Origin of the sequence: Streptomyces antibioticus, from assembly GCF_002019855.1 — a bacterium.
In the GTDB taxonomy this organism is placed as follows: domain Bacteria; phylum Actinomycetota; class Actinomycetes; order Streptomycetales; family Streptomycetaceae; genus Streptomyces; species Streptomyces antibioticus_B.
Map to the genome: position 1 here is coordinate 4,109,587 of NZ_CM007717.1, position 22,891 is coordinate 4,132,477.

At 70.6% G+C, this 22,891-nt stretch carries 27 protein-coding genes; 5 read left to right on the forward strand and 22 right to left on the reverse strand.

Annotated elements, in window-relative coordinates; translation table 11 throughout:
* Positions 1 to 128: 128 nt before the first annotated feature.
* Positions 129 to 656 carry an HAD domain-containing protein gene (locus AFM16_RS18425; protein ID WP_078637011.1) on the reverse strand — a complete coding sequence of 176 codons (528 nt, stop codon included), beginning with the start codon at positions 654 to 656 and terminating at the stop codon, positions 129 to 131.
* Between the two features lie 118 nt (positions 657 to 774).
* On the opposite strand from AFM16_RS18425, the gene AFM16_RS18430 reads away from it, so the two are divergent.
* Positions 775 to 1,749 carry a zinc-binding dehydrogenase gene (locus tag AFM16_RS18430; protein WP_078637012.1) on the forward strand — a complete coding sequence of 325 codons (975 nt, stop codon included), beginning with the start codon at positions 775 to 777 and terminating at the stop codon, positions 1,747 to 1,749.
* 7 nt (positions 1,750 to 1,756) lie between these two features.
* Here the strand turns inward: AFM16_RS18430 and AFM16_RS18435 are convergent, their stop codons facing one another.
* Positions 1,757 to 3,868, reverse strand: a complete 2,112-nt coding sequence (locus AFM16_RS18435) for an aminoglycoside phosphotransferase family protein (protein WP_078633972.1) — start codon at positions 3,866 to 3,868, stop codon at positions 1,757 to 1,759.
* 288 nt (positions 3,869 to 4,156) lie between these two features.
* Positions 4,157 to 5,041, reverse strand: a complete 885-nt coding sequence (locus tag AFM16_RS18440; protein WP_078633973.1) for a GntR family transcriptional regulator — start codon at positions 5,039 to 5,041, stop codon at positions 4,157 to 4,159.
* A 173-nt stretch (positions 5,042 to 5,214) separates the two neighbouring features.
* Between AFM16_RS18440 and AFM16_RS18445 the strand changes: the two genes are divergently transcribed.
* Positions 5,215 to 5,397, forward strand: a complete 183-nt coding sequence (locus tag AFM16_RS18445; RefSeq protein WP_078633974.1) for a hypothetical protein — start codon at positions 5,215 to 5,217, stop codon at positions 5,395 to 5,397.
* Positions 5,398 to 5,401: 4 nt separating this feature from the next.
* On the opposite strand, the gene AFM16_RS18450 is transcribed toward AFM16_RS18445, so the two are convergent.
* Together AFM16_RS18450 and AFM16_RS18455 are read right to left on the reverse strand one after the other, a co-directional pair.
* A complete protein-coding gene (locus tag AFM16_RS18450) occupies positions 5,402 to 6,202 on the reverse strand; it encodes an HAD family hydrolase (RefSeq protein WP_078633975.1) in 801 nt (266 codons plus the stop codon).
* Entirely contained in the window at positions 6,151 to 7,029 is an 879-nt protein-coding gene (locus tag AFM16_RS18455) for a FadR/GntR family transcriptional regulator (protein ID WP_175519232.1), read from the reverse strand. Before AFM16_RS18455 ends, AFM16_RS18450 begins: the two co-directional genes overlap by 52 nt.
* Positions 7,030 to 7,147: 118 nt before the next feature.
* Here AFM16_RS18455 and AFM16_RS18460 point away from each other — a divergent pair, with 118 nt between their 5' ends.
* Positions 7,148 to 7,342, forward strand: coding sequence for a hypothetical protein (locus AFM16_RS18460; RefSeq protein ID WP_030795223.1), 195 nt, complete (start codon positions 7,148 to 7,150; stop codon positions 7,340 to 7,342).
* A gap of 56 nt (positions 7,343 to 7,398) precedes the next feature.
* On the opposite strand, the gene AFM16_RS18465 is transcribed toward AFM16_RS18460, so the two are convergent.
* The 3 genes from AFM16_RS18465 to AFM16_RS18475 all read right to left on the reverse strand — a co-directional run bounded on the left by AFM16_RS18465 (position 7,399) and on the right by AFM16_RS18475 (position 10,647).
* Entirely contained in the window at positions 7,399 to 8,298 is a 900-nt protein-coding gene (locus tag AFM16_RS18465; protein ID WP_245177728.1) for a winged helix-turn-helix domain-containing protein, read from the reverse strand.
* A 374-nt stretch (positions 8,299 to 8,672) separates the two neighbouring features.
* Positions 8,673 to 9,938 (reverse strand): GNAT family N-acetyltransferase, encoded by a 1,266-nt coding sequence (locus tag AFM16_RS18470; protein ID WP_078633977.1) that lies wholly within the window; start codon positions 9,936 to 9,938, stop codon positions 8,673 to 8,675.
* 76 nt (positions 9,939 to 10,014) lie between these two features.
* Positions 10,015 to 10,647, reverse strand: coding sequence for an RsiG family protein (locus tag AFM16_RS18475; RefSeq protein ID WP_078633978.1), 633 nt, complete (start codon positions 10,645 to 10,647; stop codon positions 10,015 to 10,017).
* A gap of 215 nt (positions 10,648 to 10,862) precedes the next feature.
* On the opposite strand from AFM16_RS18475, the gene dtd reads away from it, so the two are divergent.
* A complete protein-coding gene (dtd, locus tag AFM16_RS18480; RefSeq protein ID WP_078633979.1) occupies positions 10,863 to 11,288 on the forward strand; it encodes a D-aminoacyl-tRNA deacylase in 426 nt (141 codons plus the stop codon).
* Between the two features lie 28 nt (positions 11,289 to 11,316).
* On the opposite strand, the gene ygfZ is transcribed toward dtd, so the two are convergent.
* The 6 genes from ygfZ to AFM16_RS18515 all read right to left on the reverse strand — a co-directional run bounded on the left by ygfZ (position 11,317) and on the right by AFM16_RS18515 (position 16,566).
* The gene (ygfZ, locus tag AFM16_RS18485; protein ID WP_078633980.1) at positions 11,317 to 12,282 is read right to left on the reverse strand and encodes a CAF17-like 4Fe-4S cluster assembly/insertion protein YgfZ; all 966 of its coding nucleotides are present in this window, start codon (positions 12,280 to 12,282) and stop codon (positions 11,317 to 11,319) included.
* 51 nt (positions 12,283 to 12,333) lie between these two features.
* A complete protein-coding gene (locus AFM16_RS18490; protein WP_078633981.1) occupies positions 12,334 to 12,777 on the reverse strand; it encodes a Fur family transcriptional regulator in 444 nt (147 codons plus the stop codon).
* 16 nt (positions 12,778 to 12,793) lie between these two features.
* Entirely contained in the window at positions 12,794 to 13,369 is a 576-nt protein-coding gene (locus tag AFM16_RS18495) for a heme-binding beta-barrel domain-containing protein (RefSeq protein WP_078633982.1), read from the reverse strand.
* A gap of 214 nt (positions 13,370 to 13,583) precedes the next feature.
* Positions 13,584 to 14,378 (reverse strand): hypothetical protein, encoded by a 795-nt coding sequence (locus AFM16_RS18500; RefSeq protein ID WP_107419112.1) that lies wholly within the window; start codon positions 14,376 to 14,378, stop codon positions 13,584 to 13,586.
* A 713-nt stretch (positions 14,379 to 15,091) separates the two neighbouring features.
* Positions 15,092 to 15,889: a hypothetical protein gene (locus tag AFM16_RS18510; protein ID WP_245177729.1), complete on the reverse strand. Its 798-nt coding sequence runs from the start codon at positions 15,887 to 15,889 to the stop codon at positions 15,092 to 15,094.
* Positions 15,886 to 16,566, reverse strand: coding sequence for a hypothetical protein (locus AFM16_RS18515; protein WP_078633985.1), 681 nt, complete (start codon positions 16,564 to 16,566; stop codon positions 15,886 to 15,888). Before AFM16_RS18515 ends, AFM16_RS18510 begins: the two co-directional genes overlap by 4 nt.
* 212 nt (positions 16,567 to 16,778) lie before the next feature.
* Between AFM16_RS18515 and AFM16_RS18520 the strand changes: the two genes are divergently transcribed.
* On the forward strand, positions 16,779 to 17,141 hold the full coding sequence (locus AFM16_RS18520) for a DsrE family protein (protein WP_030795255.1): 363 nt from the start codon (positions 16,779 to 16,781) through the stop codon (positions 17,139 to 17,141).
* A 7-nt stretch (positions 17,142 to 17,148) separates the two neighbouring features.
* Here the strand turns inward: AFM16_RS18520 and AFM16_RS18525 are convergent, their stop codons facing one another.
* From AFM16_RS18525 to AFM16_RS18560, 8 genes are all read right to left on the reverse strand, one after another.
* The gene (locus tag AFM16_RS18525; RefSeq protein WP_078633986.1) at positions 17,149 to 17,553 is read right to left on the reverse strand and encodes a VOC family protein; all 405 of its coding nucleotides are present in this window, start codon (positions 17,551 to 17,553) and stop codon (positions 17,149 to 17,151) included.
* 9 nt (positions 17,554 to 17,562) lie between these two features.
* The gene (locus tag AFM16_RS18530; RefSeq protein ID WP_030795260.1) at positions 17,563 to 17,823 is read right to left on the reverse strand and encodes a DUF3099 domain-containing protein; all 261 of its coding nucleotides are present in this window, start codon (positions 17,821 to 17,823) and stop codon (positions 17,563 to 17,565) included.
* 175 nt (positions 17,824 to 17,998) lie between these two features.
* Positions 17,999 to 18,286, reverse strand: coding sequence for a DUF1416 domain-containing protein (locus AFM16_RS18535; protein WP_030795263.1), 288 nt, complete (start codon positions 18,284 to 18,286; stop codon positions 17,999 to 18,001).
* Positions 18,287 to 18,331: 45 nt separating this feature from the next.
* On the reverse strand, positions 18,332 to 19,177 hold the full coding sequence (locus AFM16_RS18540) for a sulfurtransferase (protein WP_078633987.1): 846 nt from the start codon (positions 19,175 to 19,177) through the stop codon (positions 18,332 to 18,334).
* Between the two features lie 418 nt (positions 19,178 to 19,595).
* Positions 19,596 to 20,333: an LmeA family phospholipid-binding protein gene (locus AFM16_RS18545; protein WP_078633988.1), complete on the reverse strand. Its 738-nt coding sequence runs from the start codon at positions 20,331 to 20,333 to the stop codon at positions 19,596 to 19,598.
* A 129-nt stretch (positions 20,334 to 20,462) separates the two neighbouring features.
* Positions 20,463 to 21,632, reverse strand: coding sequence for a hypothetical protein (locus AFM16_RS18550; protein WP_078633989.1), 1,170 nt, complete (start codon positions 21,630 to 21,632; stop codon positions 20,463 to 20,465).
* 2 nt (positions 21,633 to 21,634) lie between these two features.
* Positions 21,635 to 21,889, reverse strand: a complete 255-nt coding sequence (locus AFM16_RS18555) for a MoaD/ThiS family protein (RefSeq protein ID WP_030795274.1) — start codon at positions 21,887 to 21,889, stop codon at positions 21,635 to 21,637.
* A 41-nt stretch (positions 21,890 to 21,930) separates the two neighbouring features.
* Positions 21,931 to 22,782, reverse strand: coding sequence for an alpha/beta hydrolase (locus AFM16_RS18560; RefSeq protein WP_078633990.1), 852 nt, complete (start codon positions 22,780 to 22,782; stop codon positions 21,931 to 21,933).
* Between the last annotated feature and the right edge of the window lie 109 nt (positions 22,783 to 22,891).

Genomic DNA, 22,891 nt, shown 5'->3' on the forward strand with positions numbered 1-22,891 from the left:
GTCCCCCTTGATTTCCGCTGGTCACGGGCTCGGCCGACGATTCTGCGCCACGACGGGGGCCTTGCCGCAAGCCCCCCTGTGCGCTATACGTTGAGAGTGGCGAGGAGTCGGGAACTCCTTGCCTTTCCTTATGCCACCGGGTCGCCGGGGCACTGGGCTTCGCCCTGTCTCCCGATCCACTCGCCCAGCGCCGCGAGGTCCGCGTCCACGAGCCCGAGCCGGTGATCCACGCGGTACAGCAGCGCGGGGCCGGGGTGACGGTCGGCCACCCAGGCGCGATCGGCACCGCTGATCTCGTCGTCCACCCAGACGAACGGCCGCCCCGCCGCCCACTCGACCAGCGACCGCGTCTTCCAGTGCAGACCCACGCCGTGGGGCTCGTCCGCGCCCTCGTCGCCCTCGTCGTCGTCCACGTCCGGCCACCGCACCACCGGCAGCGCGGGCAGACCGAGCCAGGGGGACAGCAGGTCGTTCGCGTCGTCCAGCCATGTGGTCGCCCACACCAGTTCGGCCCCCAGGGCTCGCAGCCGGGGACCGAGAGCCGGGTCGAGGCGGGGCAGCAGGGGATGCGGCGATGTGCCGTACACGGGGTGGGGGCCGGGGCCGCCGAACGGGATCAGGGTCCCGTCGATGTCCAGGAAGAGGAGAACGGAAATCACCACCACAGCTTCCCGGCGCGACTTGACCTCAACCTTGATTGAGGTCGGAGACTGCGTACGCGTATCCACAGATAGGCAGTCAGTCAGTCCGACACGACGCGACGGGGGTATGGGCATGCACGCGGTACAGGTGAAGGCGTTCGGTGGGCCGGAGGTGCTGGGCGCCGTGGAGGTCGGCGAGCCGGTGCCCGGGGGCGGGGAGGTCGTGGTCGATGTCGCGTACGTCGACACGATCTTCGTGGAGACCCAGATCCGCAGGGGGCTGGCCCGCGCGTACTTCCCCGTCGTGCCGCCGTACGTTCCCGGCGGCGGGGTCTCCGGTACGGTCGCCGCGGTCGGGGCGGGGGTGGACGCCGGGTGGGTGGGGCGGCGGGTGGTGTGTCTGGTCGACGGCAGCTACGCCGAGCGGGTGATCGCGCCGGTGGCCAGGCTGGTGGCAGTGCCCGACGGGTTGGAACTGCGGACCGCGGCCGCCCTGGTCCACGACGGTGTGACGGCGGCCGGTCTCCTCGAACGCACCGCCGTCTCCCCCGGTGACCGGGTCCTCGTTCTCGGCGCCTCGGGCGGCATGGGCACCCTGCTCGTCCAGTCGGCCCGGGCCCGGGGCGCGACGGTGGTCGCGGCGGCCCGGGGAGCGGAGAAGCTGGCCCTGGTGGCGGACCTCGGCGCCCACGCGACCGTCGACGTCTCCGCGCCCGGGTGGGTGGAGCGGGCGCGGGAGGTGCTGGGCGGCGGGGCGGAGGTGGTCCTGGACGGGGTGGGCGGTGAAGTCGGTGCGGCGGCGCTTCCGTTGACCGTCGGGCTGGGGCGCTTCTCCGCGCACGGGGCGCCCTCAGGGGGCTTCGCGTCCCTCGATGCCGAGGCCGTCGACCGCCTCGGCATCACCGTCTTCGGTATCGCCGACGTCCAGTTCGGCCCGTCCGACCTGCGCCGGCTGACGGCCCACGCCCTGGCCGAGGCGGCGGCGGGCCGTCTGCGGGTGGTGATCGGGGCGGTGTTCCCGCTCGCCGAGGCGGAGGCGGCGCATCGGGCGGTGGAGGGGCGGGGGGTCGTAGGGAAGGTGATCTTGGAGGCGTCCGGCGCGCTGTGATCGGCCCTCAGGCCAGTGCCAGTGCGAGGTACGGGTTGGCCGTCGCGGGGAGTGGCAGGCCCAACGCCGCCGTCGCCGCGGCGAGGGTGGCGGCGTAGGAGTTCACGGCGCGGCTGACGTTCGGGACGTCCAGGCTGGCCCGGGTGACCAGGCGGTCGAGGTCGATGTACGCGGAGCGGACGATCTCGATGCGCCGGTAGACACCCCAGTCCCGCTGCCAGTCCTTGGTGTGCTCGGCGCTCAGCAGACGCTCCCAGCGGCGGACCATCCGTTCCTTGATCTCCGGCCGGGTCGGGGTCAGATGCACATGCCGGACCAGGTCGTAGAGCGGGTCGCCGACGAGGGCCATCTCCCAGTCGATGATGGTGACGCCCAGACGGTCGTCCCGGCAGACCAGGTTCCAGGGGTTGAGGTCGCCGTGGAGGAGGACGGGGGGGCGGTCGGTGACCTGGTGGCGGGAGAGGAGCTGGCGCAGGCGGACGTGGTCGGGCAGGCCGAGGGTCCGGGCCAGTCTCAGGGACTCCACCGGCAGGTCCCGCACCAGGAGGGTGAGCTGTTCCGCCAGCCACTCGTGGAAGCGGCCCGCCCCGGCGGCCGGATCCACCGCGCGGTAGTCGACCTCCGTCAGGGCGCAGAGCTGGTCGACCAGTCCGTCCGCTTCGTGCGGGAGAAGTCCGTTGACCGGGTGGCGGGGCGGCTGACCTCCCTGCGGTCCCACGTACGTGTGGATGGTGAACCGATCCTTCACATAGCTCTCGCCCAGTGCCAGGACCTTCGGGGCGGCCACCTGGGCCCCGGACTCCTGGATGGCACGCAGCACGGCGTGCTCGCTCAGGTAACTGGGCTCGCGCCGCGAGACGTGCGGCAGCTTGCGCCGTACGACGACGGGGCCTGGGCTGCCCGCCACCCTGACCACGGTGTTCAGGTGCGCGGTGCCCTTGAACACCTGGTCGGCACGGGCGGCACCCTCGGCAAGCAGTGCGTCGCGGACCGCGGCGTCGGGAAAGGCCGGGTGTTCCGGGAAACGCTGGTCGCGTTTCCAGTCCAGCGCCGCCTCCAGCCAGTCCCGTCCACTTACGTCACCGCGTGAGGCCAGCCACCGGAACAGGGCGCTCTCGATCTCCCCGGCCGTCGGCACGCTCCGCAGTCGCAGCGGATCGGCGGCGGCCATCAGCGCCCGGTGCACCTCGGCGGTCGCCTCGTCCAGCTTCCTCGGGGTGAACGCGTCGCTCAGGGACTGCGCGGCCCGCATCACGTCAGGGAACACCGACTGCGCCCGTTCGAAATCGAGGTAGTGCGGCAGATCCCGGCGCAGGCCGTTGACCGCCGCAGGACGGATTCTCAGCATGGCCTCGGCCCAGGCGTCGATCACTTCGTCCCACTGGTACTCCGGGTACTGCATCCGCACCAGATGCGTGGCGAGGTCGTGCAGAGGGTCGCCGTAGGTCGCCAGCTCCCAGTCGACGCAGATCAGCGGGGGTTCTCCGTCGAAGGACACGATCAGGTTGTCCCGGTGGAGATCCGCGTGGAGCAGACTGAACGGCCGTCGGGTCATGGCGGGCACCCGCCCAGCGAAGTCCAACAGGGCTCGCTCGGGCAGGCCCAGCGCGGTGAACAGCCCACCGAAAGCAGTCCAATTGGGCCGACGGATCTGCTGGTCGGCACTCCTGGCCAGCGCCTTCAGGAAGCTCTGGCTGTCGGTGTGGTTGGTGGGCCACCCGGTCGGCAGAGGCGGCAGGGCCGACCGGCGCACCAAGGTCATCCGGGCCAGCAGCTCGGCAAGCGCCCTGACGATCAGCGTGTCGACCGGCTTACCGTTTCCGCAGATGGTGGAGAGCGGTACACCCTCCACATAGCTGTGGATCGCGTACCCCTCGCCCTTCGTCAGGCATCGGGGCACATGCGGCAGAACACCCTGCACGGCGTCGAGGATCTCCGACTCGTCCCGCCAGGTCCTGATCACCACAGGCAGCACGCCGGAACGCGGAAACCGTACCGTCACCTCGGTGCCGGCCTCGCCGCCCACGAGGGGCGCAAGGTCCTCGGTGAGGCAGACCACGTAGTTCTGGTTGTGGTGACCCGAATACTCCCGGGACGACTCCACCGCACGGCGGAACATGTGGGAGACGGCGTCAGGCCGAACGGCGGCGACTCGGTCTCCGGGCAGTTGCCGGGAGACAGGAGGTTCGAGCACGGGCCGCTCCGGAATGTGACGCTCAGTCGAATGGGTACAGCAATCGTGGAATGCCGGGTGCCGCGCCGCACGACCAGGATGACCGGCGGAGTGAGCACGGGGGTGGCATGTCACTCAGTCTGCGTCAGGTCGTTCGAAATGGCTGGTTCGCCGTGTCATACGTACGGGCGGAGGCGTTTGTTCGCGCGCGATGCGGGGCATGCTAGCGCACCATCATGTCGACGGGATTTCCGCGACGCGGTTCCAGACCGAGTTGAACCACCGCTGCCAACTCTCGACGAATAGCGTGTCGGGTGAGTCGGGATCGGCGTTCCTCACATGCCGGGTGATCGGCGCCCCGAAGCCCAGGACGTCCAAGGCGTTGACCACCCCGCCCGAATCCAGCCTGATCTCCCGTTCGATCACCTCGTACGGAGCCAGCAGCGCTTGCGTTCCGTTGAGCAGGTAGAGCTTGAAGGTCGGGGTGAGCGGAGCCCAACGGACATCAATGACGACGTCGGTGTCGACCTCGGCCAGGGCCGTGCGCAGGTGGCGCACAGACGCCAACGACCTCTCTGAAATCAGACGCAGGCGGTCCGTCAGACGCAGATCCGCAAGATCACCCTTCACCCTCGGATAGGGCAACGGCAGGTCCTGGGACGGCAGGATCAGACGCAGGACGATACTGTCGGGAGTGATGTCACGGCCGAGAATCCGCTCTGCCTGCACCGCGAGATGAGCGGCCAGCGACTCCGCGGTCAACGAGTAGACGTCCAGCGTCACTTCCCGTTGCTCGAAGGCTTCGGCCAGCAGCGGCCCGAGTGTCGGCCCGCCATGGAGGCGGCCGTCCTTGGTGGACACACGTTGCCTGTGCGGCACGTCGATGACGCGTGATCCGCTGCCCTGCCGAGACTCGATCAAGCCCTCCCCGACGAGTTCCCGTAGCACCTTCTGAACGGTGTCACGGGAAACATCGAGTTCCGCGGCGAGATCACGCTGGGACGGCAGAAGCGTGCGCAGTGGGTACGTCCCATCGGCTATCCGGGCCCGGAGTTCATCGGCGACCCGCTGAAACTCCCGCCCGCCACCCTCGCCACTGCCACTCCGTTGCGCCTCCACAATGCGACCGTACCGCTCCCGGTCCAGTCACAAACCAAATTCAGTCAGGTTGAGGTGCCAACTGGCCTGCTGCTTAAGGATCAGCCCGCCCGGGGAAATCCACTTTACGACAACCAGTCCAATTGGACCGAGAGTTGCTCGCTTGACGGAGAGTGGCAGGGAGGTGGAAGGAAATGCTCCTGTTATCGGCACTGCAGGGACTGCTGGAGATCACCGTGGGCGTGCTCGCGCAGGCGAGACTCGGCACCGTGGGACTGATCCTGCTGTTCGGGGTGGGGGTGGGCCTGCGGGCCAGGCACAACGGCCTGGCCGTCGGCGCCGCCGTCGTGCTGATGTTCCTGATGACGCAAGCATGACAGCTCAGCCTTGACGCCTTATCACCTTCAGGACGACGTCCAGTGAGCCCACCACGGCCGTGGCCCCCACGCCCCGCAGCAGCTTCTCCTTGCGCTCGTTGCGCGCGTAGCCGAGGAACGGCACACCGGCCGCGCTGGCGGCCAGGAAGTCGGAGGGGGTGTCGCCGATCATCAGCGCGTCGCCCGGAGCGGAACCCATGGCGTTCAGGGCCCGCTTCAGGCAGTGCGGGTCGGGCTTGAGGAGGTGGAGGTCCTGGGTGCGGCCGTAGAGGTGGGGGGCGAAGCACGCCATCAGCCCGCGGCCCTCCAGGTACCTGCTCGCGACCCGGGGCGAGTTGTTCGTGGTGACGGCCAGCCGCGCGCCCACGGCGGTCCAGGTGCGGATCAGCGGATCGGCGTACGGGGTGGGCCACGCCGAGACCACCGCCCGCAGTTCCTCCTTGGTGAGACGTTCCTCCAGCTCCGCCACGAGGTCGCTGCCGGGATGTCTGCGGTCGACGGCGCGCAGTACGACATGCGGGTCCAGCGACTCCCGCTCCGGCTCCGTCAGCAACCCGTGCAGCCCCCGCCCCTCCAGCCAGTCCACCAGCCGCTCGGCCACCCGCTCCGCCGAATGCCCGGCGAACAGCCGGCAGATCGGGCCGTCGAAGTCCCAGAGGACGACTCGCGCGCGGGTGATCACTTCTCGCAGGTCCGCCGCCTCGGTGCGGGTGTCGGAGGTCGCCTTTTGAGTCTGCCGCATATCAGAGGTCACTAAGAGAGTGTCAGGTCCGTCGTGATGGTTTCCCAGAGGGCGTCGAACCACTTCTGGGATTCCTCCACGAACGCGGCGTCGCGCTGACCGGCGGCCTTCTCGAAGGAGAACAGGAGGGACTCGGTGCCCAGGACGTCGTACATGTCGAGCGTCCCGGTGTCGGTGGGCTCCTCGCGGCGGGTGACCATGTAGTACGCCATCAGCGCCTCGGAGCCGTTGAGGAGGTACAGCTTCACGGGCGGGGTGAAGGGCAGTGCGCGGAAGGTGATGTGGACGTCGATCCCGTGCGAGCGCAGGGTCTGGAGGTTGTGCCGCAGGACATGGCCCTGGGCGTTGCGCATCGCCAGCCAGCGTTCGTGCACCGGGTCGTCGTCGCCGCGGCCCTCGACCGGGACCGGGAAGGCGAGGTCGATGTCCCGGGAGGGCAGCAGGATGCGGACGTCGATGCGCTCCGGGCGCAGGCTGCCGCCGTGGATCAGCCGCAGCGGTTCGCCGAGCGCCGGGATGAGGCTCTCGGCGGTCAGACAGGCCGCGTCGATGCGCACGTGCGGGGCGGAGAAGGCCGCGGTGAGGCGCGGGGAGAGGCCCACCATGGTGGGCTGGGGCTCGTCGTGGCCCGGGGCGGGCGGCTCGGCGATCCTCGGGGGGCTGCCCTTGCTGACGTTGGTGAGCAGTCCGTCGTCCTGGAGCGCGCGCAGGGCCTGGCGTACGGCGCCGCGTTCCACGCCGAACTCGTCGGCCAGCTCGGCCTGGGTGGGCAGGCGGTCGCCGGCCCGCAGTTCGCCCGCGCGGATGCGTTCCCGCAGGACGTCGGCGATCTCCTGGGGCGAGAGCCTTCTGCTGCCGTTCACTGCCACGTTCTCCTGGGTCACGACCAAACGCTACAACTTCCACCCATCTATGGGCAGTTGTTTGAAAGTTGTTTAGTAGTTGTCGCCAAGTGGGGACAACATAGCAAGAGTTGGTTGCCAACTTAGTAGAGTTGGAGGAACCACCATGCCCGTCCTCGCTGTTCTCTGCGCCGTCTTCGTCTTCGTCGTCGAGCGCACCATCGAGTGGAAGTACGGCACCGCCGGCGCCGTCGGCCTGCTTCTGCTCAGCGTCGGCATCAAGGCGAAGAGCCCCGCCCTCAGCTCCGTCGGAGCCGTGATCCTCGCCCTCCTGGCCTCCGGTCCCGCGCTCAACTCGTGATCCGTGATCCGTGATCCCTGATCTGTGATCCCTGATCTCTGATCCACCCCGGATCCTCAGCTCGTGAGCTGGAGATCCGAACTGATCGTCTCCCACAGCGCGTCGAACCACAGACGCGACTGCGTCACGAACGCCGTGTCCCGCGGCCCCGCGCCCTGTTCAAAGGCGAACAGCACCGACCGCGTGCCCTCGGCGTCATACATCTCCAGGTGCTCCTTGCCGACCGTCTGCTCATGGCGCTGGACCGTGTAGTACGCGAACAGCGCCCGGGTCCCGTTGAGGAGGTACAGCTTCACCGGCGGGGTGAACGGCAGCGCGCGGAAGGTGACGTCGACCTCGATGCCGTGTGTGGAGCGCAGGGTGAGCAGGTTGTGCCGCAGCACCTGGCCCTGAGCGTTGCGGTGGGCCACCCAGTGGCGTCTGAGGTGCCCGGCGGCGGCGGAGTCCACCGCGGCCGGGAAGGCCAGCTCGATGTTCCGGGAGGGCAGCAGGACCCGTACGTCGATCTTGGCCGGTTTCAGCCGTCCCGCGTGGATCTGGCGGACCGGTTCACCGATCGCCGCCGTCAGCGAGACCGCGGTCAGACACAGGGCGTCCACCTGGACATGGTCCGCCGCGAACGCCTCGGTCATCCTCAACGGCAGCTCCGCCATGGCGGGTTGGGGCTCCGTCCGGAACCCGGCGGGCGGACCGGGCGCGAGGGGCGTCAGGGCGACCGTCGCGGGGCTCCCCTTGGAGACGTTGGTGAGCAACTGCTCCGACTGGAGAATGCGCAGCGCCTGGCGCACGGCACCCCGCTCGACACCGAACTCGACGGCCAGTTCGGCCTGCGTGGGCATGCGCTGGCCGGGCCGCAGCACACCGGTTCTGATCCGGGTGCGCAGCTCGTCGGCCACCTCTCGGTGCGTCCGCTCGGCCCTCCTCCGCCCATTGACGGAGGCATGTTCCGGCTCCACCACCGCACCGTACAACTTCCCGCCATCTTTGGGCAGTTCAAAGAGAGATGGTTATAGGACGCTTCCAAGCGGACATAAGTACAGTGAAGTTGGCAGCCAACTTCACCGACATGGTCAAGCTTTCATACGGTTGGCGGTCGGGCTCCCTTCCGGAGGGGAGCCGGGAGCCCGGACGGCCGGCACCGACGTACAGCCACAACTTCACATCGCGGCACAGCCACAACCGAACATCGCGCGCACAGCCACAACTGAACAAGCAGGCACCGCACCGAGCAACAGGCACAGCTACGGATGAGATCGAGCGACCCGTCCCACCGACCCCACGGAAGGAGCCGGCCGCAGAGTCAGAGCCAGAATCACAGCCAGAGTCAGAGTCAGAACAGGTCCGGGCACCACGGTCGCGCGGACGAACGCAGCAGGGCGTCGGCCTTCCGGGCGGCGCCCGTTCGTTCTTCCCGGACCCGGCCCAGCCGCGCGAGCCGCGCCGCCGACTCGTCGCCCAGCCACAGCGACGCCAGCTCCGCCACGTCCAGCGTGAGATCGGCACCGCGGTCCGTCGGCGTGCAGGACGCCCCGTCGGGACCGGCGTCCAGCAGATACCGCCCGCCGGCCAGACCGGCCGCGTCGGCCACCTCCAGCACCAGCGCGCCCGCCGTGTCGTACGTCCGCGCCTCCAGCGCCCGTACGACGTCCAGGATCCGTATCCACAGCCAGTCGGCCTGGGTGGTGATGCTCGCCGCGCGCGGGTCGGGCAGCAGCAGCGGCAGCAGGTCGTCCGGGGAGCGCCAGCCCGACTTCACCCGGGTGATCCAGTCGACGGAGCACAGGTAGTGCCACAGGGCGCGCTCGGCGGCCGGGGTCACGGAGAGGAGCCAGTTGACCGAGGCGGTGTTCAGCGGCTGCTTGGCGTCGCTCCAGCGGTCGTCCGCGCGGTACGACACCGCGCCCTCGACCTCGTCGTCCGCCGAGCGGTACACGGCGTAGAACGGCTCGCTCCATTCGTCGCCGTACGGCCGCAGCACACCGGTGTTGACCTCCCACCAGCTCTCGTCCCGGCTGACCGCGCCGGGCTGGGCGGGGCGCAGCCGGGCGTGCAGCGCGGGGCCGAGCTTGCGGATCTCCCCGCCGTCGACCAGGTCGATACGGCCGCCGTCACGCGGGTCCGGGACCGGGGCGCGCCCGTCGAGGCCGGAGCGGGAGACGTCGACCGCCCACTCGGTCATCGTGGTGGCCGGGCCGAAGCCGTAACGGCCGTAGATCCGGTACTCGGCGGCGATCAGGGTGGCGAGCACGTCACCGCGCTCCTTCGCGGCGGCCAGGTCGTCCGACATCAGCCGGCTGAGGACGCCGCGGCGGCGGTGGGTGGGGAGGACGGAGACGTTGGTGATCGCGTCGGCGGGCACCGCGGCGCCGCCGACGGCGGTCACCTCCTGCGGGAAGGAGCGGAAGGTGCCGACGCACCGGCCGGCGTCGTAGGCGCCCGAGGTGCGGGAGCCGGGGGTGGCGGCGCGCCGGGCGGCCAACTGCTCCTCGGTCACCACCGGCGACCGCAGGAAGCCCGTCTTCAGGGCCCGCATCCAGTCGGCGAGGTCGTTGTCTTCGGTCTGGCGGAACTCAAGTGCGGCGGAACGACGGCTCATACGCCCACGGTATGCAGCGGACCGGCCTCACCGCGGCCCATTTTCCGCACGCCGCGTGCCACCCCGCGCGGGCCGCTCACAGCAGCAGGTCGTCCACCTGGGCCTCGCCCTCCCGGTAGCGGCGGGAGATCTCGGCGCCCGCCCCGTCCGCGGTGTGCTGGAGGCGCTGGCGGCGGCTGGAGACCTGCTGTTCGTAGCGGACGAGACGGGCCATCGCCTCGTGCAGCTCCGGGTCGGTGCGCGCGACGAGGTCGGACAGCTCGACCTCGGAGAGCATCTCGGCGGCGAGCCGGCCGTACTCCTCGCTGTGCGGGGTGCCGAGCGTGACATGGCGGGCGGAGGACCGCTGGCGGGCCGGGGCGTCGGTGAGGATCTCCGGCAGCCGCGCCACGACGGACGCCTCGGAGGCGGGCTGCGGCACGGTCACCGGGCCGAGGGCGGCCCTGGTCCCGGGCGCGGGCGCGGGGCCGCGGCGGGAGAGTTCCGCGCGCAGGATGTCGATACGGCCCTGGAGCAGCCGCCGTACATAGCTGAGGTCGGCCTCGTCGCGCTGGGCGTCCCGGCGCAGGGTGCGCAGTTCGGGCAGGCTCAGCCGGAGCAGCTCGTGCCCGGGCGGTCCGCCGGCCGGAGCCGGTGCCGTCGCCGGGCTGTCGCCGCGCTGTGGGGGCGGCCGGTGTGTCTCCAGCCGCCCGGTACTCGGTGTGCTCATACGCCTCAACCGTCCCCTCGACCGGCGTGTGCAAGCATCGTGCCACCCCAAGTGGCCGCAATGTGACCGAGTGCCCCCGAACGGCCCTAGATGGGACGTTAAGGATCAAAGGAAGTTTCGCCCGGGAGCCCTGGAGCCCTGGAGCCGCGGGGCCCTGGAGCCCGGGCCCGGGGGTCGCCGCCGGGCCCCGCCGCGCACCCGGCATCATGGTGCGCATGCGAGCGGTGGTGCAGAGAGTGGACGGCGCGAGTGTCGTCGTGGACGGCGAGACGGTCGGGGAGATCACCGGCGAGGGACTGTGCGTCCTGGTCGGGGTGACCCATGAGGACACCAAGGAGAAGGCCGCCCAACTCGCCCGCAAACTCTGGTCGGTGCGCATCCTGCACGAGGAGCGCTCGTGCAGCGACATCGACGCCCCGCTGCTCGTCATCAGCCAGTTCACCCTGTACGGCGACGCCCGCAAGGGCCGCCGCCCCACCTGGAACGCGGCCGCCCCCGGCCCCGTCGCCGAACCCCTCGTCGACGAGGTGGTCGCCCAACTGCGCGCGCTGGGCGCCACGGTGGCGACGGGCCGGTTCGGGGCGGCGATGCGGGTGTCCCTGACGAACGACGGCCCGTTCACGGTCCTGATCGAGGTCTAGGGACCCGCAGGTCTCACGATCCGAAGACCTAGGGTTCGACGACGACTTCCTGGGCGGCGGCCGTGGTGCCCGCCAGCAGCGGGGCGTCCACCGGGACGTTCCGCTTGACCAGGGCCAGGGCCACCGGGCCCAGCTCGTGGTGGCGTACGGACGTCGTGATGAAGCCGATCTTGCGGCCGTCGGGGTTGTCGTCGGCGACGCGCAGCTCGGTGCCGGCGGTCGGCAGATGGACCTCGCTGCCGTCCAGGTGGAGGAAGACCAGCCGGCGCGGCGGCTTGCCCAGGTTCTGCACCCGGGCGACAGTCTCCTGACCGCGGTAGCAGCCCTTCTGGAGGTGGACCGCGGTGCCGATCCAGCCCAGCTCGTGCGGGATGGTGCGGTGGTCGGTCTCGAAGCCGAGCCGGGGGCGGTGGTGCTCGACGCGCAGCGCCTCGTGGGCGAGGATCCCGGCCGGCGGGCCCGCCTTCGCGGCGTACGCCTCCAGGTCCGCGCGCGGCAGGAAGAGATCACGGCCGTACGGCGTCTCGCGCACGGCGACGCCCTCGGGGACCTCGGCGATCGAACCGGCGGGCAGGTGCACGACCGCGGTGTCGGCGGTGCGGTCGGCGACCTCGACCCGGTAGAAGAACTTCATCGACTCCAGGTAGGCCAGCAGCGACTCCTGGGTGCCCGGTTCGACGTGCGCCCAGACGGTCGTGCCGTCGTCGACCAGGTACAGCGCGTGCTCGATGTGGCCGTGCGCGGAGAGGACCAGCGCCTCGGTGGCCTGGCCGGCCGGAAGGTCGCTGACGTGCTGGGTGAGCAGCAGGTGCAGCCAGCTCAGCCGGTCCTCGCCGGTGACCGTGACGACCCCGCGGTGCGAGAGGTCCACGAAACCGGTGCCGTCGGCGAGGGCGCGCTGCTCGCGGAACAGGTCGCCGTAGTGGGCGGCGACGCCTTCGTCCACACCCTCGGCGGGCACGGCGCCGGGCAGGGACAGCAGTGGGCTCTTCATATGCCTAGCCTACGACTCGGTAGTTGAACCCTTCAGAGCCTTCTGGGCCTTCTACGCCTGCTGCGCCTTATCGGACGCCTTGCGGGCGCAGTCCTCGCAGCGGCCGAAGATCGCGAAGTGCTTCATGTCCGTCTCGAAGCCGAAGGCGCCGCGGAGCTGGGCGGTGAAGGCCGCCGCCACGTCCACATCGGCCTCGATGACGTTCTCGCAGTCGCGGCACACCAGATGGATGTGGTGGTGCCGGTCGGCGAGGTGGTACGTCGGGGCGCCGTGGCCGAGATGGGCGTGGCTGACGAGGCCCAGCTCCTCCAGCAACTCCAGGGTCCGGTACACGGTGGAAATGTTGACCCCCGACGCGGTCTTCCTCACTTCCACGAGGATGGCGTCGGGGGTCGCGTGCTCCAGGGTGTCCACGGCTTCGAGGACAAGCTGGCGCTGCGGCGTCAGTCGATAGCCGCGCTGCCTGAGGTCGCTCTTCCAGTCGGTGTTCACCACACCGACGAGTCTAGGACTACTTGAAGAAGGCGATGCCGTCGTCCGGCATGTCGTCGGGGAGGGCCTTCGCCCAGCGCTCGACGTCCTCGGGGGTGACGACCTTCTTCAGGTGCGCCGACATGTAGGGGCGCAGCTCGACCTCGGGGGTCTGCTTCTCGCCGACCCACATGAGGTCGCTCTTGACGTAGCCGTACAGCCGCTTGCCGCCGGTGTACGGCCGGGAGGCGGCGGTGCGGGCGACGGCGTCCGTGACCAGGTCGATCTGCGGCTTCTTGTCGGCCATCTCGCCGTACCAGATCTCGATGACGCCGTCGTCGCGGGTCATCGTGACCTCGACCTTGCGGGCGTCGTCGATCCGCCAGAAGCCGGACTCGGACTCCAGCGGCCGCACCTTGTTGCCGTCGTCGTCCAGGACCCAGGTGTGGGAGTGGTACTCGAGGAAGTCCCGGCCGTCGTGGGTGAAGGAGACCTCCTGACCGAAGTTGCACTTCTCCGAGCCGGGGAAGTCGTGCACGCCCGCGCCCGCCCAGGTGCCCAGCAGGAAGGCGAGGGGGACGAGGTCCTTGTGGAGGTCTGACGGGATCTCGATCATGGGTGGCAGTTCCTGGACGTAGGGGTCAGCGCTGGCCCTGGTACAGCTTCTTCACGGTCAGACCGGCGAAGGCGAGAACGCCGACGCAGACCAGGACCAGCAGGGCTTCGAAGAAGATCTCCACGGGGTGCTCCTCGGATGAGCGTGCTTCGGGATACGTACAACAGGGCCGGGCCCCAGCTTACGCGGCCGGGGCCCGGCGCTCCTTTCGAGGTCAGCTCAGAAGCTGGCTCTGGAGGACCACGGTCTGCTGGAAGGGCACGGCGGCGGCGGAGCCCTTGCGTGCCTGGACGATCACCGCGACGACGTCCCCGGCGCACAGGTACGCCTGCCGGAGGTGTTCGGCCCCGTACGGCTTGACCTCGTCGTAGACATGACGATCGATGCCCTCGACGTCGGCGTCGGTCGGGAAGCCGTCGTCGAAGTCCCACGAGTCCGCGCCGCGGGTGTCGTACGCGGGTGAGATGCCGTCGTTGAACTCCGAGCAGACGCCCGTGGCCGTCGGGGCCGTGTCGAACTGGAGCAGGTAGATGCCGGTGCGGGTGCCGTCCTCGGTGGTCCAGCCGCGGGCCGCGATGTGGCGCAGCCCGTTGTCGGTGAGCACCTGGGCGGCCTCCTCGCGGTCGTCGGCCTCGCTGTAGATCGCCAGGAAGTCCTTCGTGGCGAGCCATCCGTCGGCACCGCGGAGCGCCTTGTCCTCGGTCGCCCCGGCGGGCGCGGGCAGCAGGAGCCGCCGCACGTCGGCGAGGTGACTGTCGGTGCTCCCCCCTGTCGGAGCCGACGGCCGCGAGATCTCCGGGTACGCCCAACGCCCGTCGGACTCGGTGGCCAGCCCCGGCACATCGGTCCGCTCCATCCCGACGACCCCGTACGCGGTCCCGACCCCGGCCAGGGCGAACACCCCGACGGTCGCAACCCACCGGGCCACGGCCCGCAGGACACGCCGGTCCTTGGGAGGGGCGGGGGTGGTTTCGGGGGCTACGGCGTCCGTGCCGGGCGCGGTTTGCACATCCCCGGCGGCGAGGAGAGCGGCTGCGGTGGGGAGGGGTGCTGGGGTGGGGAGGCCCTCTGGGGTGGCGGGGGTGGGCGGGGCCGGGTCAGCCGGGGCGGGCGATGCCACGGGTGGGGCCTCCACCGCCGGTGCGGTCTGGGAGGGGGTCGGTTCGGCAACGGGCTCGGTGGTCGATACGGCGTCCGCGGGCGGGGCCGAATCGGGGACCGAGTCCGAGGCCGGGCCGGTTACCGAGTCCGAAGCCGGACCGGGGGTCGAGGCCACGGCCGACATCGTGTCCGGCTCGTTGGCCGAGCCCGAATCGAAGCTGCCGGCCGTGTCCGACGCCGAGTCGGGTGTCGCATCCGAGGCCCCGGAGGTCGAGTCCGCAGCCTGGCCGGGGATCGCGGCGACGGTCGGCGTCGCGTCCGACGCTGGGCCGGTCGCCACACCCGAAATCGGAGCGGAAGCCGCGCCGGAAGCTGGGGCAGGCGCCGGGGCCGGGGCCGACACAGCGTCCGGGGCCGAAGCCTGGTCGGCGGCCGCGTCCGAAGTGGGACCGGGGGTCGAGTCCGAAGCCGCGGCCTGCGTGATGGCCGCGTCCGGCGTCGAGTCGGGCGCTGCATCCGGAATCGGGGCCGGCACGGCGGTCGAGGACGGAACCGGGATCGGTTCGGGGGCCGTGGTCGAGGGCTCGGCGGGCGGCGGGGACAGGGGGTCTTGTTGGGCTGTCATACGGACTGTCCCGGGTTGTCGATGCGGTCGAGTTGGGTGGTGAAGAAGTTGGTGACCAGCTTGGCGTCGAGGGGGTCGGGGCCGTCGGCCGTGACGCTGACCAGGACGTCCCCGACGTAGGCCGAGCAGAATGCGGCGGCCAGATCGCCGGCGTCGCCCTTCGGCGAAAGGAAGCACCGGACGTCCTTGTGGCCCTTGACCTTCGGGCCCTTGCGGAAGTCCATCGCGGCCAAGAACTCGTTGAAGGACGTGGCCATGTCCCGTACGGCGGTGCGGTTGTCCAGCCGGGTCAGCGTGACGGAGGCCGTGATCGAGCCATCGGAGAAGCTCGCGTGCCGGAGGACATAGCTCCGCATCGCCATTCCCTGGATCCGCTGCTTCTCGACTAGCTTGTCCAGCTTCTTCCGGGTGGACCGGGGCAGGTCGTCGTACGACTCCTTGCGCAGCGCGGTGGCCTGAGCCCCGCTCAGCTCGGTGTCCGCGCCGAACTCACCGACGTCGGGCCCGGGCGTGTACTCGTCGGCGCCGTACGGCACCAGCAGCGCGCTCAGCCCCTTCGCCGAACCGGACTTCACCTCCGGCTTGTCCTTGCTCGCAGCCGGGAACTTCCACGTCGGCCGGCCGGGGTCGCGGTCGGCGTCCCGCACGGTGACGACCGTAAACCCGACGCCGCCGACCACCGCACCCGCCGCCACCAGCGCGACAGCGACGGCCGCGATCCGGCCGGGCCGGAACTTGCGCGCCGGCTTGTCCGCGACGGGCTCCATCACCACGTTCTCGGGGTTCTCGCTCACAGCTTCCCCATCTGCCGCACGGCCAGGTCCATGATCTTCGCCTTGGGAATCGGCTTGCTGTCGTAGATCTCGACGTCCACGTAGACATCGCCCCGCCAGGCATGGGCCCTGGCCGAGTAGAGCGGCAGGTACCCGGGTTTCCGGTCAGGGGTGTCGTGCACGTAGACCATCCCGTCACCGGTCCCCGGCAGGGCCCAACTGCGGGTGTCCTTCTCGCGACCGGTCCAGTAGTGGCCGTTCTCGGCCCACTCGGACGCCGCCACCACGTTCTCCTGCCGGAACTGCACGAGGGTGATGTGGACCTCGTACGTCTCGCCCACCTGCCACGAGGTCCACGCCGCCCGCCGGAACTCGTCGTCGACGAGGCCATCGAACGTGTCGCCGGGACCGCCCTCGTACCGGGACGCGTACTCGGCCAGGTCCACCCAGCCGTCGGTGGTCGGCGCGTACTCGTTCTCCCGCGCACCCTTGGGACGCGACAGCAGCAGCTTGCGCAGGTCGCCGTCCATCTTGACCTTGCGGTCCTGGGCCGCCGACAGCGGTTCGGCCTCGCCCTTGGCCTGCTTCACCACGGGCTGGGAGAGCGGCGGCAGCGCGGTGGGCTCGCGGTCGGCCTGGACCAGATAGCCGGCGCAGGTACCGGCGACGACACCGAGCACGGCGGCGCCGACGATCATCAGCGTCGTCCGTCCCCGCCTGCGGCGCCGCGGCGCGGGCACAGCCACAAGCGGGTCAGCCGTCTCGACCGTCCCGACCGCCTCGTCCCCGCTTCTTGCGGGATCTTCCATCCCATCCCCCTCAGAACGTGAAGCGCGCCTTCCGGATCGCGCTTCACAGGAGACCGATGGCCTACGCACGGAGTTGTAAAGGAGTTGATTACGATTCGGCCATGGCGAAGAAGCTCGTGATCAAGGTGACGGCGGGGGCCGATGCCCCCGAGCGGTGCTCACAGGCGTTCACGGTCGCGGCCGTGGCCGTGGCCAGCGGGGTGGAGGTCTCCCTGTGGCTGACCGGGGAGTCGGCGTGGTTCGCGCTGCCGGGCCGGGCCGCCGAGTTCGAACTCCCGCACGCCGCCCCCCTGCCGGACCTGCTCGACTCGATCCTCGCGGGCGGCCGGCTCACCCTGTGCACCCAGTGCGCGGCCCGCAGGGACATCACCGAGAAGGACGTGATCGAGGGCGTCCGGATCGCCGGCGCCCAGGTGTTCGTACAGGAGGCACTCGGCGACGAGACACAGGCGCTCGTCTACTGAGACGGCCCTAGGTGTCACCGTCGTCGCCGTCGTCGCCGTCCACCCAGAGGCAGAAGGGGTGGCCCGACGGGTCGAGCAGGACCCGTACGTCGTCCTGGGGCTGGTGGTCGGCGAGGCGCGCGCCCGCGGCCACCGCGCGGGCCGTCTCGGCGGACAGGTCGTCGACCTCGATGTCGAGGTGCAGCATCATCTGCTGGTCACCGGCCCGGCGGGTCGGCCAGACGGGCTCGGTGTAGGCGGCCTCCGTCTCGAAGGCGAGGGCGGTGCCCGGCCGGCCGGGCGGGGGCCCGATGAGGACCCAGTCGGGTTCCTCGGCCCGCACCTCGTAGCCGAGCAGACGGACGTAGAACCCGGCCAGCTCGTGCGCGTCACGCGCGTCGAGCACCACGGTGGACAGTCTCGCGGGGGACATGCCCCCTTCCTACTGGTGCCGCTTCTTGCCGTCCAGTTCGTCCCACCACTCGTCGGAGGTGGGGTCGCCGGAGGGGTCGTCCCACCAGCGGTCGTCGGGGCCGCGGCGGTTGGCGACCATCGCGGCGAGCGGCGGGATGACCATGGCGACCACGCACATGCCGACGGCGACCGGGACCGACCACAGGCGTACGACACCCCAGGCCAGGACGAAGAGGCCGATGCAGGTGCCCATCATCGCGAAGTAGATGTGCCGCCGGCGCGCGTACATACGTCCAGCGTAGGTCGGTGGCCGGGGTCCGGCGAGGCTCCGGAGCATGGCTGAGGGCCGTATCCCGGGTTGTCCGACCCATGGGATACGGCCCTCAGGCCGTCAGCCGTCCTCGGTCGCCGTAAGGCATCCGTCAGGCGTCCGTAAGGCGTCCGTCACAGACCGCCCAAGACGCTCAGACCGCGATCGCGACCTCCGCGAGCCCGCCCTGCTGGGCGACGACCGTGCGGTCGGCGGTGCCGCCGGGCACGAGGGCGCGGACGGTCCAGGTTCCCTCGGCCGCGTAGAAGCGGAACTGTCCGGTGGCGGAGGTGGGGACCTCCGCGGTGAACTCGCCGGTCGAGTCCAGGAGGCGGACGTAGCCCACCACCGGCTCGCCGTCCCGGGTCACATGACCCTGGATCGTGGTCTCACCGGGCTTGATCGTCGAGGCGTCCGGGCCGCCGGCCTTCGCTCCACACATGTCTTTCTCCAGAGGGGGTCTGACCAGAAGGTCGGGTCGGTGGGATTACTTGTTGGCGCCGAGCTCGATCGGCACGCCGACGAGGGAGCCGTACTCGGTCCAGGAGCCGTCGTAGTTCTTGACGTTCTCGACACCGAGCAGCTCGTGCAGCACGAACCAGGTCAGGGCCGAGCGCTCGCCGATCCGGCAGTAGGCGATGGTGTCCTTCGCCAGGTCGACCTGCTCCTCGGCGTACAGCTCCTTGAGCTGCTCGTCCGACTTGAAGGTGCCGTCGTCGTTGGCGTTCTTGGACCACGGGATGTTGCGGGCGGACGGGACGTGGCCCGGACGCTGCGACTGCTCCTGCGGCAGGTGGGCCGGCGCGAGCAGCTTGCCGCTGAACTCGTCGGGCGACCGGACGTCGACCAGGTTCTGCGAGCCGATGGCCGCCACGACGTCGTCGCGGAAGGCGCGGATCGAGGTGTCCTGCGGCTTGGCCTTGTACTCGGTGGCCGGGCGCTCGGGGACGTCGGTGCCGTCGACCAGCTCGCGGGCGTCCAGCTCCCACTTCTTGCGGCCGCCGTCGAGGAGCTTGACGTTGTCGTGGCCGTAGAGCTTGAAATACCAGTAGGCGTACGACGCGAACCAGTTGTTGTTGCCGCCGTAGAGGATCACCAGCGTGTCGTTGGCGATGCCCTTCGCCGACAGGAGCTTCTCGAAGCCCTCCTGGTCGATGAAGTCACGGCGGACCGGGTCCTGGAGGTCCTTCGTCCAGTCGATCCGGATGGCGTTCTTGATGTGGTTCTTCTCGTAGGCGGACGTGTCTTCGTCCACCTCCACGACGGCGATGTTGTCGTCGTCCAGGTGGTCCTGAAGCCAGTCGGCGTCGACCAGGACGTCGCTGCGGCTCATGCTCGTTCTCCTCCGGGGCAGGTGCGGCGGGGGTGTGCAAAGAGAAGGGGTGCGCGCGGCTCCGGAGCGGAGTGGCGCACGGGTGCCCTGAGCTGGGCGGCTGGGAGACACGGTGGGCCGGGACCGGCCACTACCGCTTCAGCAGGGGCGACAGAGCATGGCGGCAACGCGGCACAGGTCTACTGCCCGCCGCTTCGTGAGATCCGCCTGTCGCTTCATGGCCTCGATCGTAGGGACGCAGATCGGGCATGTCACCAGCCAGCCGCATAGTGAGATGCGATCGTCCGGATAGTGGGATGAAGAACGCGCCCGGGCCGTCCTGCCACGGCTTCCGGGCGCGTGTGTCCGCCATCACCGTTACGGTGCGGACGGTGGCGTCTCGCCTGCCGGACACCCACCGTCCATTCCTGGAACAGCCCTACCCGGCGAGCCGGACGTTCGAACCCTTCACCGAGATCAGCACACCGGACTTGGCCGCCTCGACCTTGTCCAGCCGGATCCCGCCCGGCAGGTCGTCGATCTTCTGCTCGAAGTCGGTGATCGAGCGGACCTCGTTCTCGGCGGCCTGGACCCCGCCGAAGCTGGGCAGCGAGTCGGCGTGCACCCGCACGGTGTCGCCCTCGACGGCGACCGTGCTCAGCACGGAGAGCGGCTGGGGCAGCTTGGTGCCGAGGACGGTCGCCTCGACGGTGACCTTGATCTTGCCGTTGCCGCCGTCGGACAGACCGATCACCCGCGCGGTGACGCCCGGCGCGACCTGGGTCTGCTCGGACTTGGCCGTCTTCAGCAGCTCCTCGTAGGCGATGCTCGCGGTGCCGGTGGCGCTGGTGGCCGTGGCGGAGCTGTAGTCGCCGGAGAACTCGACGCCCTTCATGTCGGCCTTGAGATCGTCGATCCGGATGGTCTGACCGTCCGAGCCGGTGGTCGCCCGGTAGTCCTTGATGCCGACCTCGACGTCGTCCAGCGAGCCGCCGGCGACCTGGGTGAGGAAGGGGAAGCCCTTGATGGACACGTCCGGGGTGGCGGCCAGGTTCTCCGTCGCCCTCAGCTTGTCCGCGGCCTCACCCTCGGCGAAGTGGAGCGCGACCCGGTCCGCGATCACGAACAGGCCGCCCAGCACCACGACGACGATCAGCAGTATTCGAAGCGCACGCATGCGGTAGATCCCCCACCCGGATGGCCTGAACAGTCATTTTCACTTTGGCCACCCACGGTAACCCTCTCCGGAAGAGCTTCCGCGCAATTGTCGATCACCTGTGACACGGGGGTGTCCCGCAAGCAGTCGTCAGACCAGTGCCCGGCCCAGCAGGTACACCGCCGGGGCGGCCGCCGCCAGCGGCAGGGCCACGCCCGCCGTGAAGTGGACGAACCGGGAGGGGTAGTCGTAGCTCGCGACCCGGTGGCCGATCAGCGCGCACACCGCCGCGCCCGCGCCGAGCAGCGCGCCCGACGAGCCGACGCCGGTCATCCCGCCGACCGCGATGCCCGCGCCCGCGCCGGCGAGCAGGGCCACGACCACGGAGGCCGGGGTGGGCAGCGGCAGCGCCCTGGCCAGGATCGCCACCGCGACCGCGGCCGCGCCGACCGTCACCGCGTCCGGGTCGGCGCCCAGGTGTCCGGTGGCGAGGACGGCGAGCGCCGAGGAGGCGACGGTCGCCATCAGGCCGTACATGCGCTCGTCGGGGTCGGCGTGCGAGCGGAGCTGGAGGACCAGACAGAGCAGCACCCAGACGCCGAGCGTGCCGAGGATCGCGGCGGGCGCGTGGTCCCGTCCGGCCACGAGCAGCGCCGCGTCCGAGACCAGCGCGCCGAGGAAGGCGAGCGCGATGCCCTGCCGGGCCGGCCACATGCCGTTCAGCCGGAACCAGCCGGCCGCGGTGACCGCCTGGAGCACGACGAGCGGCACGAGCAGCGCGTACGAGCCGACGGCCGCCGCTCCGGAGAGCAGCAGGCCGAGGACCGCGGTGAGCGCGGCGGGCTGCATGCCCGGTTCGATGATCGGCGAGCGGCCCTCGAGACGGGCCCGCTGGGCGTCGGTGATCCGGGCGTTCCCGGCGAGGGTGGCGGGTCCGTAGCCCGAGTCGTCCGCGGGCGCCCCGGCGGGAGCGGACTGGCTCTGCGGGCCGTGGTGCCCGTGGTGTCCCTGGGGCTCGTGGTGCCCGTGGTGCTGCGGGGGCGGGCCGGAGGCGTACGCGGGTGCGGGCGCCTGACCGGTCTGCGGCGGCAGGTACGCGGTCTCGGCGGGGTCCTGCGCGGCGACGGGCGGCTGGACCCCGGTCTCCCAGGTCTGCCCCTGCCACTGCTGGGTGTACTGGAGCTGCGCCTGCCGCTCGTCGTACCCCTGCTGCCCGGCGTGCGGGTCGTACCCCTCGTCGTACCCCTGATAGCCCTGGCGGCCCTCAAAGCCCTGCTGGCCCTGTCGGCCCTGGTACGGCTGATACGGCTGGTCGGTCATCGTCACCCTCCTGCGAACGGCGGGAGCACCTCGACCGTGCCGCCGTCGGCCAGCCGTACCGTCTCATGTGCGCGGGTGCCCACGGGGTCACCGTCGACCAGGAACGAGCATCGCCGCAGGACACGCGTGAGTTCACCGGGGTGTCGCTCCCGCGCGGCGTCCAGTGCCTCGGCGAGGGTGACCGCGTCGTGCGGCTCCTCGGCGACACCGGCCGCGGCCTTGGCGGCCGCCCAGTAGCGCACCGTGACCTTTGCCATCTCGTCCCTACAGTCGATTTCGGTGGTCAACAGGGTTCAGGCTAGCCCGCCCGCGGGACCGCCCGGCCCGCCCACTCCCCGATCCTGGCCAGCAGGGCGTCGTCGGCCGCGTGCTCGGCGTGTCCCATGCCGTGCTCCAGCCAGAGTTCGCCGTGGTCACCGGCGGCCGCGGCGAGCGTGCGGGGGTGGTCGAGGGGGAAGTAGCCGTCCCGGTCGCCGTGGACGATCAGCAGCGGCACGGGCGCGATCCCGGGCACCGCCTCGACCGGGGAGAGCGGCACCGGGTCCCAGGCGCGGTGGTGGATGCGGGTGCGGAATCCGTAGCGGCCGACCACCCGGCCCGCGGGGCGGGTGACCATCCAGTGCAGCCGGCGCATCGGCGCGGTGCCCCGGTAGTACCAGCGGGCGGGCGCGCTCACCGAGACGACGGCGTCGACCGTGCCGGGCCGCAGCGCCGCGTGCCGCAGCACCACCGAGCCGCCCATGGAGAAGCCCACGGTGACCACCGGAGCGTCCGGGCGCGTCCGGCGCGCCAGGGCCACCGCCGCGTCGAGGTCGAGGACCTCGCGGTCGCCGACCGTGGAGCGGCCGCCGGAGCGCCCGTGGCCGCGGAAGGAGAAGGTGACGACCGCGCCGTACCGGGCGAACGCCTCCGCCGCCCGGCGGACGTGCGGGCGGTCGACGTCGCCCGTGAAGCCGTGGGCCACGACGAACACCGGACGTCCGCCGGGTGGCGTGCGCATGTCGTATACGGCCGCACCCGGGTCGTATACGGAATCGATCGTCACACCGTCGGCGGTGTGCAGAAACGTCCGCAATCGCGGGTCTCTGGGCGTCTCGGAGTGTGGACTGTCGGCCGAACGCGCCGTATGACCTGCCGGACCCGTACTCATGTGGGCTATTCTGCTGGGCAGAGGACTCGGGCAGCGTTGCCCCCGGGTCCTTTTGTGCTTTCGGAAGCGTTGTATACGAAGCGGGAAACTCCAGGTGACCGCCGGTGTA